The 17,341-nt window shown below is 50.4% G+C and carries 15 protein-coding genes; 10 read left to right on the top strand and 5 right to left on the bottom strand.

Features of this window, described 5'->3' with window-relative positions; genetic code table 11:
* Window positions 1–55 precede the first annotated feature (55 nt).
* From BBD42_RS27605 to BBD42_RS27570, 8 genes are all read left to right on the top strand, one after another.
* Window positions 56–910 (top strand): DegV family protein, encoded by an 855-nt coding sequence (locus BBD42_RS27605; protein WP_099520775.1) that lies wholly within the window; start codon window positions 56–58, stop codon window positions 908–910.
* A 12-nt stretch (window positions 911–922) separates the two neighbouring features.
* Window positions 923–2,974, top strand: a complete 2,052-nt coding sequence (gene recG, locus BBD42_RS27600) for an ATP-dependent DNA helicase RecG (RefSeq protein WP_099521836.1) — start codon at window positions 923–925, stop codon at window positions 2,972–2,974.
* Window positions 2,975–3,045: 71 nt separating this feature from the next.
* The gene (locus tag BBD42_RS27595) at window positions 3,046–3,333 is read left to right on the top strand and encodes a stage VI sporulation protein F (protein ID WP_046230621.1); all 288 of its coding nucleotides are present in this window, start codon (window positions 3,046–3,048) and stop codon (window positions 3,331–3,333) included.
* Between the two features lie 152 nt (window positions 3,334–3,485).
* A complete protein-coding gene (locus BBD42_RS27590) occupies window positions 3,486–4,820 on the top strand; it encodes a DUF2515 domain-containing protein (RefSeq protein ID WP_237163248.1) in 1,335 nt (444 codons plus the stop codon).
* Window positions 4,821–5,088: 268 nt separating this feature from the next.
* Window positions 5,089–7,362, top strand: coding sequence for a helix-turn-helix domain-containing protein (locus BBD42_RS27585; protein ID WP_099520774.1), 2,274 nt, complete (start codon window positions 5,089–5,091; stop codon window positions 7,360–7,362).
* 352 nt (window positions 7,363–7,714) lie between these two features.
* Window positions 7,715–9,337: an extracellular solute-binding protein gene (locus tag BBD42_RS27580; protein ID WP_099520773.1), complete on the top strand. Its 1,623-nt coding sequence runs from the start codon at window positions 7,715–7,717 to the stop codon at window positions 9,335–9,337.
* A gap of 43 nt (window positions 9,338–9,380) precedes the next feature.
* On the top strand, window positions 9,381–10,292 hold the full coding sequence (locus tag BBD42_RS27575) for an ABC transporter permease (protein WP_099520772.1): 912 nt from the start codon (window positions 9,381–9,383) through the stop codon (window positions 10,290–10,292).
* 24 nt (window positions 10,293–10,316) lie between these two features.
* A complete protein-coding gene (locus BBD42_RS27570) occupies window positions 10,317–11,216 on the top strand; it encodes a carbohydrate ABC transporter permease (protein WP_099520771.1) in 900 nt (299 codons plus the stop codon).
* Between the two features lie 103 nt (window positions 11,217–11,319).
* Here BBD42_RS27570 and BBD42_RS27565 read toward each other — a convergent pair whose 3' ends face one another.
* The 3 genes from BBD42_RS27565 to BBD42_RS27555 are packed head-to-tail and all read right to left on the bottom strand — an operon-like array spanning window position 11,320 to window position 13,447.
* Window positions 11,320–11,814: a YhjD family protein gene (locus BBD42_RS27565; RefSeq protein ID WP_099520770.1), complete on the bottom strand. Its 495-nt coding sequence runs from the start codon at window positions 11,812–11,814 to the stop codon at window positions 11,320–11,322.
* Window positions 11,811–13,079 carry a DNA polymerase IV gene (locus BBD42_RS27560; RefSeq protein ID WP_099520769.1) on the bottom strand — a complete coding sequence of 423 codons (1,269 nt, stop codon included), beginning with the start codon at window positions 13,077–13,079 and terminating at the stop codon, window positions 11,811–11,813. The genes BBD42_RS27565 and BBD42_RS27560 overlap by 4 nt, the downstream gene beginning before the upstream one ends.
* Window positions 13,076–13,447: a YhjD family protein gene (locus BBD42_RS27555; protein WP_099520768.1), complete on the bottom strand. Its 372-nt coding sequence runs from the start codon at window positions 13,445–13,447 to the stop codon at window positions 13,076–13,078. The genes BBD42_RS27560 and BBD42_RS27555 overlap by 4 nt, the downstream gene beginning before the upstream one ends.
* 230 nt (window positions 13,448–13,677) lie before the next feature.
* Between BBD42_RS27555 and BBD42_RS27550 the strand changes: the two genes are divergently transcribed.
* Entirely contained in the window at window positions 13,678–14,892 is a 1,215-nt protein-coding gene (locus BBD42_RS27550; protein WP_056038469.1) for an MFS transporter, read from the top strand.
* Window positions 14,893–15,075: 183 nt separating this feature from the next.
* Here the strand turns inward: BBD42_RS27550 and BBD42_RS27545 are convergent, their stop codons facing one another.
* Together BBD42_RS27545 and BBD42_RS27540 are read right to left on the bottom strand one after the other, a co-directional pair.
* Complete coding sequence (locus BBD42_RS27545; RefSeq protein ID WP_099520767.1) at window positions 15,076–16,050, bottom strand: aldo/keto reductase family protein; 975 nt, start codon at window positions 16,048–16,050, stop codon at window positions 15,076–15,078.
* 56 nt (window positions 16,051–16,106) lie between these two features.
* A complete protein-coding gene (locus BBD42_RS27540) occupies window positions 16,107–16,661 on the bottom strand; it encodes a helix-turn-helix domain-containing protein (protein WP_099520766.1) in 555 nt (184 codons plus the stop codon).
* 230 nt (window positions 16,662–16,891) lie between these two features.
* On the opposite strand from BBD42_RS27540, the gene BBD42_RS27535 reads away from it, so the two are divergent.
* Window positions 16,892–17,248 carry a cupin domain-containing protein gene (locus BBD42_RS27535; protein ID WP_099520765.1) on the top strand — a complete coding sequence of 119 codons (357 nt, stop codon included), beginning with the start codon at window positions 16,892–16,894 and terminating at the stop codon, window positions 17,246–17,248.
* The last annotated feature ends 93 nt before the right edge of the window (window positions 17,249–17,341 follow it).

Here is a 17,341-nt window from a genome sequence, read left to right as displayed (position 1 = left end):
AATGGGGAACTAGTGAGTTAGCAATCGTTTATAGGGTATGAAAGGGGTGGCGAAGATGGGGAACATTCATATTATTACCGACAGCACTTCCGATATTCCGGCTGAACGATGTGCAGAGCTTGGCATTCAGGTTATTCCACTGAAGGTGCTGTTCGGTGAAGAAACCTATTTGGATGGCGTGACAATTGGGAAAGAGCAGTTTTATGAAAAGCTGATAGCTTCTCCTGTTCTTCCGACAACCTCACAGCCGTCTCCGGCGGAGTTTCTTGAAGTATATGAACGGATTTTGCACGATGATCCGCAAGCGATTATTATTTCTATTCATTTGGCTTCTGTACTCAGCGGCACTTATCAGTCCGGTGTCATAGCTAAGTCGATGCTGGATGAGCAGGCGGACGTAACGGTCATTGACTCCAAGTCGGCTTCGTATGGCTATGGCATTCAGGTGGTGACGGCAGCACGGATGGCTCACGAAGGCGCCTCTAAAGAGGCGATTTTGGCAGAGGTGACTCGTCTTCAACAAGAGCTCAGCCTTTATTTTCTGGTTGGATCGCTGGAATTTCTGCAGAAGGGCGGCCGAATCGGCAAGGCTGCGGCGTTGTTTGGCTCGATTTTAAATATTAAGCCGATTCTTTCGCTGGACCAGGAAGGTACGGTTCAGTCTGTCGATAAAGTGCGCGGTACGAAAAAAGCGATGCAGCGCATCATGGAAATGCTCGACAAGGATTTTGGCACTGATCGCGTCGGGGCAACGATTGGCTGGACGCACGGGGAGCAGACGGCGAAAGAGCTTGCAGCGCTGCTGAGAGACAAGCCTAATGTGGCATTCATTGATTTTATAACGATTGGTGCGACGGTTGGCACTCATGTGGGTCCTGATACATCGGCCGTATTTATGTATAAAGTGTGAGGAATGATTATGATGACGCTGGAGCAATATTCCGTCCGGCAAATTAAAGGCGTGAGCGCTCCCAAGGAGCAAGAGCTTCACGCCTTTGGCGTTCATACCGTTGCCGATTTGCTGGACTATTTTCCGTTTCGTTATGAGGATTATCGCGTTCGCGCGCTAGCGGATGTCAAGGATGGAGACAAAGCTACCGTGCAAGGAGTTGTGCGGGGCATGCCTGTGCTGCAGCGTTACGGGAAAAATAAATCGCGGCTCACTTGTAAAATAGAGATCGATTTTTTGCTCGTTACGGCGGTATGGTTTAACCGCCATTTTCTAAGGGACCAGCTGACGCCTGGCCGTACGATTATTTTGACGGGCAAGTGGGAGCAGCATCGCCAGCAGATGACCGTCTCGGAGTCCGAGTTTCCGGAAGGGGCTGGCTCTGCCAAATCAGGGACGCTGCAGCCGGTGTATTCCGTCGGCGGGGCGATTACGCAGCCATGGATGCGCAAGACGATTAAGCAGGCTTTGCAGCAATATGGCGCGATGATTGAAGAGGTGCTGCCGTTTGAGCTTATGGAGCGGCACCAGCTCATTCCCCGCCGTGATGCGGTGCTGCACATTCACGAGCCGGGCGATATACGCGAAGGTCTCGAAGCGCGGCGGCGGATGGTTTATGAGGAGCTGTTTCTATTTCAGCTGAAATTGCAGGCGTACCGTATGCTCAGCCGCAAGCGGGGCGATGGCATCGCTCATTTGATTGAAGCGGAGACGATTAGGCAATTCGCGGCTACGCTGCCATTTGAGTTGACGGATGGGCAGAAGAAGGTCGTAAATGAGCTTTTGGTCGACATGCGCCAGCCTGCGAGCATGAATCGGCTGCTCCAAGGCGACGTCGGCTCGGGTAAAACGGTCGTTGCCGCCATTGCGCTGTATGGGGCAGTGAAGTCCGGCCATCAAGGCGCGCTGATGGTTCCGACGGAAATATTGGCGGAGCAGCATATGCGTTCCTTGACGAAGCTGTTCGAGGGCATGGATATAGAGGTAGGACTGCTGACGGGCAGCATGACGGAGCGCCGCCGCCGCGATGTATTCGCTGGCCTTCAGATGGGCCTGATCGATATTGTCGTCGGCACGCATGCGCTTATTCAGGAGACGGTCTTTTTCCGCAGTCTCGGTCTGGTTGTAGTGGACGAGCAGCATCGCTTTGGCGTAAATCAGCGCAGCGTCTTGCGGCGCAAAGGAATGAATCCCGATGTGCTGACGATGACGGCGACGCCGATTCCCCGAACATTGGCGATTACTGCTTTCGGGGATATGGATGTATCGACGATTCGCGAGCGTCCGCATGGGCGCAAGCCGATTAAGTCGTATTGGGTCAAGCATAGCATGATGGACCGCGTGCTTGGCTTTATCCGCCGCGAGGTAGGAGAGGGCAGACAAGCCTATATGATATGCCCGCTTATCGAGGAGTCGGAGAAGCTGGATGTGCAAAATGCCATCGACCAGTATATGCAGGTTCAGCAAGCTTTTCCCGATCTGAAAATCGGCCTGCTGCATGGGCGCTTAAGCGCGGCTGAGAAAGAGCAGGTCATGAGCTCTTTCGGTGCGAACGAGCTGCATGTACTCGTGGCTACGACCGTAGTGGAGGTTGGCGTCGATGTTCCGAATGCGACGCTGATGATCGTCATGGATGCCGAGCGGTTCGGCTTGTCGCAGCTGCATCAGCTGCGGGGCCGGGTTGGCCGTGGAGCCCATCAATCTTATTGCGTGCTGGTCGCCGATCCAAAGTCGGAGACAGGGCGCGAGCGCATGAAGGTCATGACGGAAACGGATGACGGCTTCGAGGTAGCGCGCCGGGATTTGGAAATCCGGGGGCCGGGCGATTTTTTCGGAACGAAGCAGAGCGGCTTGCCGGAATTTCGTGTTGCGGACATGGCGGCGGACTTTGAGGTGCTGGAAATGGCGCGGGATGATGCGGCTGAGCTGTGCGCCCGCGATGATTTTTGGGATAATCCAGCTTATGCAAGAATACAGGCTAAGCTGAATCGAGATCAACTTTTTCAAGGAGAACAGCTCGATTAGGCAATTTCCGGGAAGCTCCGGCATATAGTTAAACGTGAAAACGGTATGCCGAGATGGAGGTGTCTGGAGCATTGAGCTACCAAAAGTACGGTATTCGCCCGCAATTGGTCGAACGTATTAAAGGAAAGCTGAAAAATCCGCTTTTGAAGGATCGCGTGCGCCTGCTGCTCGCTAATGTCACTAAATTCGACCTGCAGGATCGCGTCAAAGTTAGAAAGCTGGTGAAATCAACTGCTAGCATCTTGCAGGAGCCGCTTACGGATACGCAGGAGGAGCAGATCGTCGCGTTCGTTCTCGCCCAGAAGATCGACCCCAACAATACGTTTCACTTGCTCAAGCTTTGGGGCATGTTTCGCTGACCGTCTCTGGTCAGCTTTTTTTAATATAAGCGGATATATTGTTTTTCTTGCAGCTGCGCTGCTAGTGCGCTTCTTTTCCGGCTATACTATCTTTTTAGCAGCATTGTAGCTTTTGGAATATGGCGTTTGTGAAAAAGGATGGAGGAGAGCTTATGGGAGGCGCAGTTGGAAAGCTTGGGAGCGGTTTTAGGGCGTGGCTGCGGCGTTGCATCCAGCTGCCGGCAGACGCATGGCTGTATGCGGTTGGCAAATGGCATAGCTTTGGCGAGTCGCAAAAAATGGCTGCTGCGGCGCGCCCTCTTGTGATGCAGCCTGCAATCGTTGCCAAGCTTGCGGCCTCATGGACGCTGCTTGAGCGGGAGCAGGAAGCAGGCGGCTCCAATGCCAGCCCAAATGCGAGTCCCAATGCCAACTCCCATGTTAACTCTCCTATGAACAGTACTGTCGCTGCCGGCCAAGCCGAGTATGAGCTGCTTGCAGCGATTCGAGCAGACGCCGTTCATTTGAATCGCAACAATGTGACGAGAACGGAAGCTTATTTGGCGATCTATGAACGCAGGCCCGAGCTGCACTGGGCGCTGCTGGCGCATTTGGTATCGCGCAATGGCGGCTGGAATATGACCGATTTACAAGGAGAGTGGCTGCCGTATTTGCTCGGCCGTTCCGCCCGCGAGGCTGTATTCCGCTTTTTAGAGCGCGCGAATGCGTTGATTTTTCAGGATGCTTTTCCGCAGCTGCTGCTGTATGAGGCGAGCTGCAGAGCTGGGCGTCCGTTGTTTTATTTACTGCCACAGCTTGGTGTTTCACGCTTTATGGTACCGGTCTGGCAAACATTTTGGGAGAGCGGCGATTCCGCTATTTTGACGGTTGCGCTGATCGTGAATGAGCAAAATTACATTGAAAAGCGAATTGTACAGCATCCCTTTTTCCGCAAGGAGGTGCTGGATACGGTGTTTTTTGGCTTGCAGTCGTTATTGCAGCTTAATGCGGTTGTGTTTTGTTATCGCTCCGGGGGTGAAGAGATGAAGCTGGCGGGGCTCATTTTGGAAAACTTCGACAATCTGAAAGAACGAATTGAGTTCGGCAAACGGCTGTATGCGCTGCTGTTCAGTGTGCCGGAGGTGCATGGCGGCGCCATTGCTTTCGCGCGGGCCATTCGTCACACGGGTTCACGTGCGGATTATGCCCCTCATTTGTTTGCAGCAGTTAGGCGTGATCCGCCAAAGAAGCCTTACAGGGAGCGGCTATCGGGGAGACGGCTGGCGCCGGGTGCGGCTCCTCTATTCAGTCCGAAGCTGAGCAGCGTCTGGCCGGATCGAGCAGTTGAGGCGCCTGAGTCTGGCGATTGGTTCCAGCAGGCTGCGCAGGTGCTTCCTTATTTTCAAAAACTGCCGCTGCCGCATTCCTTTGAAATGACCAATGAATACAGCCTGCTGCTGAATAAAATTGAACTGGCTGTGCTGGCTTCACAGCAGTGGAAGCCATGATTTGGCTAAATAAATAGATTTGCGTCTTGGATGTGCGAGCAAATGGTTGAAAGGGCTAGGCTGATCCTATAAAATGGGAAAGAGAGGCCGCGAATGCTATAACGGGACAATGGGATAACGGGAACATACAGGAAAGGGCAAAGGCAAGCCCGTAGCAAGAAGCGACTAGTTTGCTGCATTAAAATGTAAGCGTTTTCTAAGGTTGTGTGTACGCTCAAAAAGCCGACGAGGCACAGTTCATAGGAAAGGTAAGGAAGGGCGGGTATGCTTGAAAAAAATAAAAGTGAACTTATTGGCCAAATTTCTAATTTCATATGTGCTGGTGCTGCTGCTGCCGATTGTCAGCATTTTGCTCTACTATTATCCTCACTCGACCAAAGCGGCCAAGGAGAAGGAAATGGAATGGAATGCACATGTGACGGAGCAGTTTATGACCTCGCTCGATATTTTTACCCGATATGTTTATGACTTGCCCTCGGAATTAATGCTCAATGGGGACATGAGAATGTACATGGCGATGGAGGACGATTATCGGCGTATCATCATTGCCAATGAAATGCGCAAATATAATGCAACCGATGCTTTTATCTACAATACGCTGCTGTATGTCAAAAACATCGGCTACTTGTTCGCCAAGACGGGCAGTGTCTACAGCGTGCAGGATTTTGCGAATCGTGGCGTGGGCTATTATTATGAAGCTTGGCCTCATGATGAAATGTTTCAGGAGCTGGACAAGCTCACCCTGCCTGCCGTAAGGCCGGCCGAAAATGTCATTGTTCCGGGCAATAATGGCATCAGGATGCTGACCTTTATTCTGCCAATGCCGCTAGGAGGGGAGCATTCTCCGGCATCGGTGCTCATTCTTGTGAAAGAAGAAACGATTATTCGCATGATGAATTCGGTATCCGAATCGTATAATGGCGAGTTTTATATTTTTGACCAGAAGGGCAACAAGCTTGTTGCCTCCAAAGAAGCGGCATACAGCAGGACGGACGATTTCCGCCAGATGGTTAATCAGCTCGGCGCAAGCGAAGCAGGCTCAACCGTTCAGACGATTGACGGCAAAGCCTATATTGTCTCGCATAATGTATCGGACAAAAACGGCTGGCAATATGTCAGCATGCTGCCCGTTACCGAATCCTTGCAGGATATACGCACCATCCAGTGGAATACGATACTTATTCTTCTGCTGATTCTGCTGGTAGAGGGCATCGTTATTTATATTTCCATTCGCAAAAACTATCATCCGATCAAGCGGCTTGTGGGCTTTGCCACAGAGGTGTTCAAGCATAAGGATAGCGGCCCAGGCCGGATGAATGAAATCGATACGATTCGTTACGCCTTGGATGGGCTTTCCTTAACGAATACGAAGCTGGATGAACGGGTTCAGAGATCGCTGCCGATTTTGCGCGACAATATGTTGTTTGAGCTCGTCAGCGGCCATTATGCGACTTGGGAGGCTTTTCATTCGCAAGGGGCGGATTACGGCGTATTTAAAAACCGCGATGCGGTAACGGCTGCTGTTCTCTCTTTCGATGCGAGCAAGGAGGATCGGGAGGAAGTATCCGATTTTTTGCGGCAGGAGGAGCAGCAGCTGCCTGAAACGTTAGAGGGTCATTTCTTCGCAAGCATTTACAACCAGGAATGGATATTTGTTTGCTCGCATCATGAGGGCGTCGACGTCAAGACGTATTTGTCCAGCGTGCAGAGCAAGCTGAAGGAGCAGCTGGGGCGGGAGATGCTGGTCGGCATCGGCTTGGCTAAGAGCGGGTTGTCGCCGGAAGGCGTGCATTTGTCCTATTTGCAGGCGGTGCGTGCTGCTGAATATTTGCGTATTCGCCAGCAGGATGAGCTGCTGGAGTTTGGCGAAATCGAAATTTCGCCAAATGGGATGGTATCTTATTTTGCCGAGCTGCTGCAATCTCTGGAAATGGCGATTCTCAAAAACGAGCCTAACATCGTACAATCCGTGCTTGAGAAAATCATTGACTATCTGGCAAGCAGCGGCATGCCGCCACATATGATCAGAACGGTCTATTCGAATACGATCAGCGTTATTTTGAGCGGGCTGCAAAGGTTCCATCAGGATGATGGCAATTTGCTCAGGCTTACGGATGCCGCCTTTTCGCACCGTTATACGATTGAGCAGATGGTGGGCATTATGCGAGAAAGCTGCGGCAAGCTATGCGATATTATTCGCGAGACGCTGCCTGCCGCCCGTACTGCAACCCAAGAGGAAATTTTGGCGGTCATTGAGCAAAAGGGCTTTGACTCTAATTTTTCATTGCAAATGTTCGCCGACCATTTCAGCATGTCGCAGTCAGGCTTCAGCTATCATTTTAAAAAAACAATCGGACATAACTTTAAAGAATATATCGACAGGCTGCGCATTCAGAAGTCGATCCAATTGCTGCGGAGCACAGGAGGGACGCTGGACTCTATCGCACAGCAGACAGGCTATTCCAACACATCGAGCTTTATTCGATCGTTCAAAAAAATGGTTGGAACAACTCCCGGCCAATACCGGGACTCTTGCAAGTAAGCGTAATCAAGCTGCTGCTATGCCGTTCGGGCATGGTGGCAGCTTTTTTTAAATTGCACGTTCAGGTTAAGCAGCCTGGCGCAGTCGCTTGTTTTATGCAGAACGTACACTTTTTGAGCATATGCAATTTTTCAAAGAGAGGTTATTCCTTGAATGAAATCGCTTGCAAAACCGAATATAAAGCGTTTTCAAAAAGTGCTGATCGGTCAAAAACTGTTTGTATACAGCTTTGTGTCAGAACGGTTAGAGTAAGGGAGCCGAGCAGATACAGGCAGCAGGCTTGCTCCCTTTAACAGCGAGCAAGCAGAAACAACAGATCGGCAGACTAAATGTATATCGGGGGAGAATGCACATGAAGAAGCAGATCATTACGATGTTGTCATTGTTGGTGGCCGGGACGACGCTCTTGGCGGCATGTTCCGGCTCTAATGAAGGCAGCGCAAGCGACCCGGGCGGAAGTGCCGGGCAAAGCGGCTCGAAGGTTAAGCTGACTGGCGTTATCGTCAAGCATCCATTAACGAAGCCGCTTGCCGAGATGGAATGGCTTCAGCAGATTGAGGAAGCGGCTGGCGTAGACATCCAGTGGCAAGAAATAACTGCGGATTGGGGGCAAAAGAAAGGAACGATGCTCGCCAGCGGTGATGTTCCAGATTTATTCGTTGGCCCGAATGTGATTACAGATGCTGATTTTGCCCAATTCAAAGGATTGTTTCAGGACATGAGCGAGTTAATTGAAGGCGCTCCCAATGTTCAGAAAATGTTCGAAGAGAAACCGGAAACCAAACAAATTTCCACACAGCGCGATGGTCAAATTTATGGACTTGCGAAGTATCAGCGATTTTGGCCGGATACGGTTAACAGACAATATATTAATCAGACTTGGCTGGACAATCTTGGCCTAGAGATGCCTACAACATGGGATGAGCTGTATGATGTGCTGGTAGCTTTCAAGGAGAAGGATGCGAACGGCAACGGAGATCCTAATGATGAAATTCCGATGGACTGGTCGGGCGGAATCGGCGGCTTCTTTAATCCAGCTGTGCTTCTAGGCGGCATGGGCATTAAGCTGTCCTCCGATGTAAGCGGGCAAGGCTACTTTGTTGAGGACGGCAAGGTGAAAAATTTCCTGACTGATGCTCGCTACAAGGAGCTCGTTATGTTCCTGAACAAGCTATACAAGGCAGGGCTCATTAACCCTGAGGTGTTCACTCACGATTATACGAAGCTGCAGGCTGTTGCCCGCGGGGAAGGGGATATAGCCAAAGTTGGCTTTACGTGGGGCTGGGTAGCATCGGACCGGTTCGGAGAGCAGCTTGCTCCGCAGTATGCGTCGATGTCGCCGCTTAAATCCTCTTCCAGCTATTCGGGCCCAGTATCCTGGAGCTATGACAGCTATACGCTGAATTATGGCGCCAATAATATTGTGATGTCCGCCAAAACGAAAAACAAGGAAGCAGCTATGCGCTTCATTAATGAGCTGTATAAGCCGGAAATTGGCATTCAAGTGCTGTTCGGCTCGATTGGCCCTAACATTGAGGACAAGGGCAATGGCTCCTATGCGGTGCTTCCACCAAAGGATGCGAAGATGGACCCTGGCACTTGGAAATGGACGTCCACTTGGGCAGATAATGGCGCTTTCTATATTTCGGATTCGATCGACTTGACGCTCGGCAAGGATATGCAGGAGGTGCTGACCCAGTCGGAGCCGCTTAAAGAGGCACTTGCGCAAGTAGATTCCCAGATCGATATTTATCCGGGCACCTTTGTTAAATATACGAATGAAGACAACAATGCGATGAGCTTAAACAATACGAACATTATGAATCTGGCCAATACCACGTTCGCCAAATGGGTTACGAAAGGCGGAATCGAGGCGGAATGGGATGCTTATGTGAAGGAAAGCCAGAAAGCCGGCCTGGATAAAAATGTTGAAATTATGCAGAAGTACTACGATGAATTTGTAAGCAAGCTGTAGCGGAGGCTGTAGTGCAGGTTTATTCATGAAAGGAGGCGCGGCGATGCGTACAGCAGCGAAGCTCGGCACCGTCAAGCGTGACTATCAGCTATGGCTGATGATTTTGCCGGCGCTTGCCACTATTTTTATCTTCAACTATATTCCGATGTATGGCGTACAGTTAGCCTTTCGCGATTACGATTTCAGCAAAGGGCTGACTGGCGGAGAGTGGAAGGGATTATTCTACTTTCAGCAGTTTATCGAAAGCTATCTGTTCAGCGATCTGATGCGAAATACGTTTTTGATCAGCCTGGCGACCATTATTATCGGGTTTCCCGCTCCAATTATTCTCGCGCTGGTGCTCAACCAGATCCGCCGGAAAGCGTTCAAAAATATGATGCAGACGACCGTCTATTTGCCGCATTTTATTTCGGTCATCGTGCTGGTAGGCATGTTGAACGTGCTGCTTTCCCCTGAGACCGGCATCGTCGGCCATTTGATGAAAGCGATTGGGCTGGGGCATATCAATTTGCTGGCCTCAAGCAATACCTTTATACCTACCTATGTCATTTCGGATATTTGGCAGCATTGCGGCTGGAACAGCATTATTTATTTGGCAGCGCTCTCAAGTGTCGATCCCCAGCTCTATGATTCGTCCAAAATAGACGGAGCAAACCGCTGGCAGACGATACGTTATATCGATTTCCCGGCGCTGATGCCGACGATCGTCATTTTGTTCATTTTAAGCATGGGAGGCATTTTGAGCACGGGCTTCGAAAAAATATTTTTGATGCAAAATGCATTGAACTTGCCCGTATCCGAAGTGATTGCGACCTATGTCTACAAAATGGGGATCGTGTCCAATCAATTCAGCTATGCATCAGCTATCGGCTTGTTTAATACGCTCATTAATTTTATATTCCTGTATACGATGAACGCCATCTCCAGACGTGTGTCCGACACAAGTCTGTTCTAGCCTACGGCGGAAGGAGGCACTGCAATGGAAAGAATACGCCCGTGTCTTGGCGGCGGTGAAATTTTGTTTAGAATCGTGCTAGTCATCGTCTGTGCCGTTATATTCCTGACGGTTGCTTACCCGCTTTATTTTATTATTATTGCGTCGGTAAGCGACTCGACACTCGTCTCAACCGGTAAAGTGCTGCTGTTCCCCAAGGGAACGAGCTTCTTCGGCTACGGGGAGATTTTCAAGGATGAACGCATATGGACCGGCTACCGCAATACGCTGTTTTACACATCCGTGGGCACATTAGTCAATTTGCTGTTCACGCTGCCTGCTGCCTACGTGCTGTCACGCAAGGAGTTTAAGGCGAGAAAATACATTATGTTTGCGTTTGTGTTTACGATGTTTTTCAATGGCGGGCTCATTCCGACTTATTTGCTGATGAAGGATCTGCATCTAACGAATACGCCTTGGGTATTTATCGTACCGTTTAGCGTTAACGTATTTTATTTAATTATCGCCCGTACTTTTTTTGAATCGACGCTTCCTTCGGAGCTTTACGAGGCGGCTGCAATGGATGGCTGCTCGCATTTTGTCTATTTCGTCAAGGTGGCGCTGCCGCTGTCCAAAGCTTTGATCTCCGTCATCGGCCTGTATTATTTGGTCGGGCACTGGAATGATTTTTTCACTGCGCTTATTTACATTCGCGACAACGAGCTGAAGCCGCTGCAAATTATTCTTCGCGACATTTTATTATCGAACCAAGTGTTTGCAAGCGGGGCGGGGACAGGCGGCGACTCTGGCGGCTACGCGCAGAAATATGCAGATCAGATTAAATATGGCGTCATTATCGTGTCTACGCTGCCGATTTTAGTGCTGTATCCGTTTTTGCAGAAATATTTTGAGAAGGGCGTTATGATCGGTTCGATTAAAGGGTAAAAGCGGGGACCACTGCGGCAGGCTGCTGCCCGGTGGTCCTTTCTGATGAACGATTGTAGAGGCGTGCTGCTGAATCAAATCGAGCCGGCATCTATCTATCCAATCATCCTTTCGTCCTTCCAGCACTTGTAATGATTGCCACAAGGCCGTCCACATAACGTCCTATTCGAATGCTTATCTCGGCACGCATGTAGTCTCTGGTGATGGTGAAATGATCTTCATATTCCCGGCAAATATAGCGGTAACGGGCCTCTTGATGATTTTTCTCCTCTTCAAAAACGCGGATGCTTTTCTCCGTCAATCCTTTCTTTAATTGGGTTAAGTCGTCATGAACATTTTTAGCCAGCAATTGGGCCGCTTTAGAATAGAGCAGTCTTAGCATTTCTGAGGATTGCTCTGCCTCGCGGGCTTTTTTGACGATGATCGCATGCATGATCGGCAGCAGCACATAATCCTTCATCATATGAATCTCTTCTGCTGTTGGATGAACAGGCTGAAGAGCTTGCTTTTGGAACCTGTTCTGAAAAGCCTCCTTATGCTGTGGAAGCATCATTCGGCTAGATTCCCAGAGCCCGTTTTTTTCAAGTTTTTTGCTCATTTGTAGTGCCCCCCGATTTTTATGGACCTATCCGCTGCTTGCCCTGCGGCAGTAAGGGATGAAGCTCTTACAATTGCGGTGCTTCCGTATCGATTTTTGATGCCGTCTGTCACTTTCTCCAGCGCTCTAAGCTTAATCTGATCCTCAAAGAGGGTGAGCTGATAGTTTTGATCGTCCATGAGCTGGCTGATGGTCACACCGACCCGGCGCACAGGCATGCCATCCCAAAATTTATAAAACAGCTGCTTCACCGCTTCAAAAACCGTTTTGGTGTGGTTAGTGGGGTCCAGCAGCTTCATTTGGCGCGAAAATCCAGTGGGCGCTTCGTAGGGGCTGCACATGCAGTTGACCGTAACGACATGGCCCATATATTTTTTGCGGCGGCAATCACGGCAAACTTCCTCGGTCAGCTCTAATAAAACGGTATCCACCTCCCATGGCTCCATATAATCTCTTGGCAAAGTCATCATATGGCCAACCGATTTTGGCGGGGTGTTGAATGTTCCAGGCGTTACCGGGCTATCATCGATGCCGTTGGCCGTTCGCCACAGCACCTCGGCATGAATATCGGATTGCTTGCCAAAGCGAAAGCGAAACTGGTCCTTAAGGCGCGGCAGAGGCGTTTTGGCAATATCGCCTATCGTATGCATGCCAAGACGGGTGAAATGGGTGGTCATGCGTGAGCCGACTCCAAACATTTTATGGACCGGCTGCGGCCACAGCAAAGCTTCGAGATCTGTCTTAGGCAGCGTAAAGATGCCGTCCTCGTTCTTTTTTGCCCAGATGTCGGTCGCCATTTTAGCGAGCATTTTATTGGAGCTTATGCCTACCCTAATCCATACGCCTGTTTGCAGGAGAACCTTCTGTTGAAGGGCTTTAGCTATCGTAACAGGGTCTCCGAAAAGAGGAATGCTTGCCGTAATGTCCAGAAACTGCTCATCAATGCTAAAGATTTCAACCAGATTCGTAAATTCCTCATAAATGCCCGTAATCATCAGGGAGGCATCGATATAATGCTGCATGCGGGGACGCAGGACGACGAGCTCCGGGCATTTATTTAACGCGATTCCGAGCCGCTCGGCTGTCGTGATGCCGTATTGCTTGGCAATGGGGCAAGCCGCTAAAATAATGCCTGAGCGGCGCTCAACAGAGCCGGCTACAACAACGGGTTTATTTTTACACTCCGGATGACTGGCTTTTTCAATACTTGCGTAAAAACTTTGACAATCTGCGAGCAATATAACTCTTTCAGCTGTTTCCCTCATTCCAACCGCCTCCGCATATTCATCAGCATGGTCATTAGCTCGGCTTTCACTAAGCTTCTCAGCATGGTGAAATGGTGGATATAACCGCGAACTTTATATTCAACATGGACCCCCCGCGCATTCATCTCGGTGTTTAACGCTTTAATATTCCGCGCTTTCATCTTTTTCTTAATGCTTTGCAGTTCAAGATAGATGCTTTGCTCCATTTCATTGAGATAAAAAAGGATATGATTATAAATGATTTTATTTCGATGCATTTTTAATTCGTTGATGTCTCTAGCTAACATATCGAGAAGAATCGGCAGCAAAGTATATTTTTTAATAATTTGCAGATCCTCTTCCGTTTCGATGATTGAATGGACACTCATAGCTACACCACCATGACGCGAACGTTTATTCGTATTCTGTATTATATACCGAATGTATGTTCTCTATGCAAGGTTTCTTGGGCAGGTAATTTCGACCAGCTTGGGCTTTGCTTCGGGAAGGGACAGGGGCTAGCGTTTTGCGGGGGCGGTTATAATAATGAAGCTTGTCCAAAAGGTGAGAAGATGCGATGATAAATAAATCACATGCTTACATAAGGAGTTAGAACAAAATGAAACAGGCATCATTGCTGCAAGACAAAAAACAACGCAAATTGCTGTTCAGCGCTGGGCTCAGTTGGATGTTCGACGCGATGGACGTCGGCATGCTGTCCTTTATCGTGGCTGCGCTAAGCGTAGAATGGGGGCTTGGCACCGAGCAGATCGGACAGCTGACTGCAATTAATTCCATTGGCATGGCGGTGGGCGCGGCAGCGGCGGGTGCGCTGGCGGATCGGTACGGACGCCGGACGATTTTGCTGTGGACGCTGCTGATTTTCTCGGCAGCAAGCGGCTTGTCGGCGCTGGCGGGCACCTTTACCGTGCTGTGCCTCTTGCGTTTCGCCGGCGGCTTTGGACTGGGCGGCGAGTTGCCCGTCGCTTCGACGCTCGTATCCGAGTCGGTTCCCGTGAAGGATAGAGGCAGAGCAATCGTGCTGCTGGAAAGCTTCTGGGCAGGCGGCTGGATTGTCGCTGCGCTCGTCTCGTATTTTGTTATACCGGCCTATGGCTGGCGAGCGGCGTTTATTATTGGAGCGGTTCCGGCGCTGTATGCGCTGTATTTGCGCAGAGCCATAGAGGATTCACCGCGTTATGTGGCGCAAAAGGGGAATGTTTTGCCGCTGCGCCAGCGGCTTGCGGCGATTTGGTCACCGAAGCATCGCCGCTCGACCATTATGCTGTGGCTGCTATGGCTGACGGTCGTCTTCTCGTATTACGGCATGTTTCTGTGGCTGCCGACCGTCATGGTGCTGAAAGGCTTCGGACTGGTCAAAAGCTTTCAATATGTGCTGCTCATTACACTTGCGCAGCTTCCGGGCTATTTTACGGCGGCTTATTTCATCGAGAAGCTGGGACGCAAATTTGTGCTGGTCACCTATTTGCTGCTGACGGCGGTAAGCGCCATCTGGTTCGGCAGCGCGACGACAGAAGGCATGCTGCTTGCTGCCGGAGCTTGCCTGTCCTTCTTCAACCTTGGCGCTTGGGGAGCGATGTACGCTTACACGCCAGAGCAATATCCGACGGCGGTTCGGGCAACGGGAGCAGGCTTTGCCGCTTCGTTTGGCCGGATCGGCGGCATCATCGGCCCCTACATGGTAGGGATGCTCGTGGCAGGCGGCACATCGATTCAAACGGTATTCATCATTTTCTTTGTGGCGATCGTATGCGGTGCACTGGCGGTTGCTTTTCTGGGTAAAGAAACAAAAGGAATCGATCCTGACCGTTAAGCGCCGAAGCTTGCGGCGGGGCTAGAATGAGAATCAAGCACGATATTTCCTAACTTTTAGGCGAAAAAAAAGCCCCTCTCCTGAACAAAAGCAGTTCCGGCAAGCCGAACGCTGCTCGATCAAGGAGAGGGGTTTTTTCATTGAAAATAGACAGCCAGATGCATAATTTAGCGCTCGCAGCTATTACCTAAGCGGCGCGAAATGCTTCACTTGCTCCAAAATGCCTTCGATTTCCTGAATTACATCTGCCGAAAGCTCCAGCTCGACAGCTTTGACGTTTTCGACGATTTGCTGTGGACGGCTCGCGCCAATCAGCGCGGAGCTGATGCCCGGCAAGCGAAGCACCCAAGCCAGCGCCAGCTGGGAAATGGAGACGCCAAGCTGGCTAGCCAGCCCGTCAAGCTGTTCTACGCAGTCAAGCACATCGTCGCGCAAATAGCTTTTCAGCACATGGTTGATCGAATCATTGGCAGCGCGGCTATCTGTAGGCAGTTGCTGGCCTTTTCTGTACTTTCCGGTCAGGATGCCTTGCGCCAGCGGCGAAAAGACGATCTGGCCGATGCCTTCCCGCTCGCTGACAGGGATGACCTCCTGCTCAATATATCGCTCAAACATATTGTAGATCGGCTGGTTGGAAATAAGCGGGCGCAAATTCAGCCGCTTCGCAATGCCAGTCGCATCAGCGATTTGAGCGGCGCTCCATTCGGAGACAGCGGAATACAAAATTTTGCCCTGCGCGGTCAAATCGTCCAGCGCCCGCAGCGTTTCTTCCAGCGGAGCATTCTGATCATAGCGATGGCAAAAATAAATATCAATATAGTCTGTGCCCAGACGTTTCAAGCTGGCATCGCACTGCTCCATAATATGCTTGCGCGATAAGCCGCCATCATTGGGGCCGTCACCCATATTGAAAAAGACCTTCGTGGAAAGCACGTAGCTTGCGCGCTCGAAAGGCCGCAGGGCAGCGCCGAGCGCCCGCTCGCCTTCGCCGCGATTATAGGCATTGGAAGTGTCGAAGAAATTAATGCCGCTTTCAAAGGCTTGCTGAATGCAAGCGTCAGCCGCTTGCTGCTCGGTAGCTGTTCCATAAGTGAGCCAGCTTCCAAGACCGATTTCGCTTACTTTAATGCCGCTTGAACCGATGCGTCTGTATTTCATACCCTGATTCCTCCGCTTTCGTTGAAAAAATAAATGCTCATCGCTGGCCGCAGCCGTTATTGCTCCAGTGATTTTTGCGTAAAGATAGCCATGTACGTCACTTCGTCCGATACGGGGCAGAGGAGATGCTCCTCCAGCGAATTGAAATAAAGCGTATCCCCCGGATGCAGCGAATATTCAGTCGCACCAACCTTATACGTCATCTCGCCGCTGATCATATAAATAAATTCCTCGCCCTCATGGGAGAAGCCGTGCGGCTTGACCTCGCCTTTGCGGGCCGTAATCAAATAAGGCTGGACCAGCTTGTCTCTGCGCTCGCTGGCAAACGCGTAGAAGGAATACCCTCTGTCTGTCCGGAGCCAGCTGTCTTTATCGCTGTACTGCCGACTGGAATTGAACACGGTCGCATTGGCGCTCTGCTCTTCAATCAGGTCGGACACGCGGACGCCTAAAGCTCCGGCAATTTTCATCAGTGTCGCAACCGGAGGAGCGGATAGATCGTTTTCAATTTTGGACAGGAGACTCTTCGTAAAGCCGCACTGTTTTGCGATTTCTTCCTGCGTCCGCTTCTGTTCCATGCGGATCAGCCGGATTCTTTTGCCGAGGCTCATCAGTCACACACCTTTATTTGTCATACTTGCTTTCTATCGTATCATAAAAGGACTGAGTTGAAAACGGTTCAATAAAGTTGTTGATAATTCAACTTAGTTGAATTAAAATAAACCTGCAATCACCTAAGGCTAAGTGCTTGGAACAATGAAGCATTAAAATTTTAAGTTTGCAGAATTGAGAAGTTGAAAAATTTACGTATTGAAGGCTGAGCGAAACAAGGAGGGACAAAATGGTTAAAGCGGCGGATTTGAATGAGGAGCAGCACGTGCTGGATATGGGCTGGGGCAAAATATCGTGGTTGTACGGCCAAGAAATCGATCCTGAGGGCCAAATGACATTTGGGCAGGTTTACATTAACGCAGGCGAGGAAAACGGACGCCATCGGCATCCGAACTGCGAGGAAATTATTTTTGTGCTGTCGGGCGAATGCGAGCATTCGCTGGGGGATGAAACGTATCATCTGAAGCCAGGCATGGCACTGCGCATTCCGCAAAATGTGCTGCATCATGCCAAGGTAACTGGCTGGGAGCCGTGCCGGATGATCATTGCGTATTCCGCAGTCGATCGGCAAACGGTGGGCGAGTAAGGCGGCCTTTCGAGCGTTGGGCGATCAAGGATGGACACACACAGGCTCGCTCAAGCAGGAGGCACAACGCAGAATGAAGAACGTAGAAAGCAG

The sequence above is a fragment of the Paenibacillus sp. BIHB 4019 genome (assembly GCF_002741035.1).
In the GTDB taxonomy this organism is placed as follows: domain Bacteria; phylum Bacillota; class Bacilli; order Paenibacillales; family Paenibacillaceae; genus Pristimantibacillus.
Note: the sequence above shows the minus strand (reverse complement) of the source record. Positions and strands in the feature narration are given on the sequence as shown.